General features: G+C 40.5%; 1 protein-coding gene. It reads left to right on the plus strand.

The genetic code is table 11. The annotated features are described in order from the left end of the window. The first annotated feature begins 178 nt into the window (after positions 1-178). Entirely contained in the window at positions 179-2,263 is a 2,085-nt protein-coding gene (locus IQ242_RS22695; RefSeq protein ID WP_193961505.1) for a serine/threonine-protein kinase, read from the plus strand. Positions 2,264-2,348: the final 85 nt, after the last annotated feature.

Consider the following 2,348-nt stretch of genomic DNA (forward strand, 5'->3'; position numbering starts at 1 on the left):
GGATTAAAGCGGGGACTAAGGGGGGATCGGCACCCCCCTTATCAAGGGGGGCAGGGGGGATCGAATCTAAAATCCATTTTTAATTTAATTATAACCAGCTTACTTATGATAAAATGCCTTCAAAGACAGGTAAGGGGAACCTTCAATTATTCACCCAATAAAATAACTGATAGCCGAGATGAAACCCTGTTACTGCATTAATCCCGATTGTTCTCAACCAGACCATCCGAGTAATAATAACTCGAATACTCGTTACTGTCAAAGTTGCGGCTCTCAATTGTTGTTAAATGGTAAATATAGAGTAAGTCGGTTATTGAGTGATACGACCGGTTTTGGGGTTGTTTATGAAGCTTTTGAAGGTTTTACAGCCAAAATCCTCAAGGTATTACAAGAAAAATGGAATAATGACCCGAAGGCAGTGGAATTATTTAAACGGGAATATGACGTTTTATTAGAGTTAAGTCGTCAAAATGTTACTGGTGTTCCTCGAGCAGATGCCTATTTTCAATATTCCACGAGAGAAGGGAAAATATTACACTGTTTAGTTATGGAAAAAGTGGAGGGGATTAATTTAGAACAGTGGCTAAACCAGTATGATAATTTAAGTCAAAAACGAGCCTTAAAATGGCTGAGAGAAATTACTTTAATTCTCGATAAAATTCATCAACAGAATTGGCTGCATCGAGATATTAAACCCCCTAATATCATGCTGCGGAATAGTGGCGAGTTGGTGTTAATTGATTTTGGCACAGCAAGGGAAGAAACCCAAACCTATCATCAAAAGGTAAAAGGTCAACAAGTAACAGGTATTACCTCAGCCGGATATACACCCAATGAACAACAACATGGCCAAGCAGTGATTCAATCAGACTTTCATGCTTTAGGACGAACTTTTGTGCATTTATTAACCGGAAAACATCCTTTAGAAATTTATGATGCGGTTGATGATGTTTTACCTTGGCGAGAAGAAACCGAAAATATTCACCCGTTATTGTTGGATTTTATTGACGAGTTAATGGGAAGATTACCCAAGAATAGGCCAGCTAATACTAGGGTTATTTTACAACGTTTAGATGAGATTGAACGGCAATTAAAGTTACCTCCTACAACTCCTACTATAACATCTCCACCAAATCCGTCTCCTGTTGTAACTCAAAAACAATCGCCAGTTATTCCTAAGATTAATCCTTCTCCGCCGGTTTCACCCGTAGCTGTACCCAAAAAAACACCAGCACAACCGGTTAAAAATAATAATCTGAGAAACAGAATGATAGCTCTTGGTGGAGTTTTGTTATTAGGAATAGGAATAACGCAAGTTTACGGTTATTTAAAATATAAAAGATTTCCTGTAACTCCTCAATTTTTGATTTCTGGTTTAGTAGATAATCCATCTCTTTATAAAACCCTTACTGGTCATTCTGACTGGGTTAAGTCAGTAGCATATACTCCCGATGGACGCTATTTAGCTAGTGGTAGTTATGACAAAAATATCAAAATTTGGGAGGTAGCAACGGGAAAAGAATTGCGTACCCTTACTGGTCATTCTTACCAGGTTTTGTCAGTAGCATATAGTCCCGATGTCCGCTATTTAGCTAGTGGGAGTTTTGACAATACTATCAAAATTTGGGAGGTGGCAACGGGAAAAGAATTGCGTACCCTTACTGGTCATTCTGACAGGGTTAGGTCAGTAGTATATAGTCCCGATGGCCGCTATTTAGCTAGTGGGAGTTGGGACAAAACTATCAAAGTTTGGGAGGTAGTAACGGTAACAGAATTGCGTACTCTTGCTGGTTATTCTGGCTGGGTTTGGTCAGTAGTATATAGTCCCGATGGCCGCTATTTAGCCAGTGGGAGTTGGGACAATACTATCAAAATTTGGGAGGTAGCAACGGGAAAACAATTGCGTACTCTTACTGGTCATTCTGGTAGTATTTGGTCAGTGGCATATAGTCCCGATGGCCGCTATTTAGCTAGTGGGGGTGATGACGATACTATCAAAATTTGGGAGGTAGCAACGGGAAAACAATTGCGTACCCTTACTGGCCATTCTGACTGGGTTAAGTCAGTAGCATATAGTCCTGATGGACGCTATTTAGCTAGTGGGAGTGGTGACAAAACTATCAAAATTTGGGAGGTAGCAACGGGAAAAGAATTGCGTACCCTTACTAGCGGGGTTGAGTCAGTGGTATATAGTCCCGATGGCCGCTATTTAGCTAGTGGTAGTGGTGACAAAACTATCAAAATTTGGCGCGTGGGACAGTAAACTTGTGTTGGGGGTGACAGCAATAACTTTTGTCTATCGAAAATGAGCGACACTTGCGGGAAACCCAACTGCACCGATGTCTTTA

Origin of the sequence: Microcystis sp. LEGE 08355 (assembly GCF_015207185.1) — a bacterium.
Classification (GTDB): domain Bacteria; phylum Cyanobacteriota; class Cyanobacteriia; order Cyanobacteriales; family Microcystaceae; genus Microcystis; species Microcystis panniformis.

Excerpts from the sequence above, each read along its gene's own strand:
- IQ242_RS22695 (WP_193961505.1), top strand. The coding sequence starts at position 179 with ATGAAACCCTGTTACTGCATTAATCCCGATTGTTCTCAACCAGACCAT.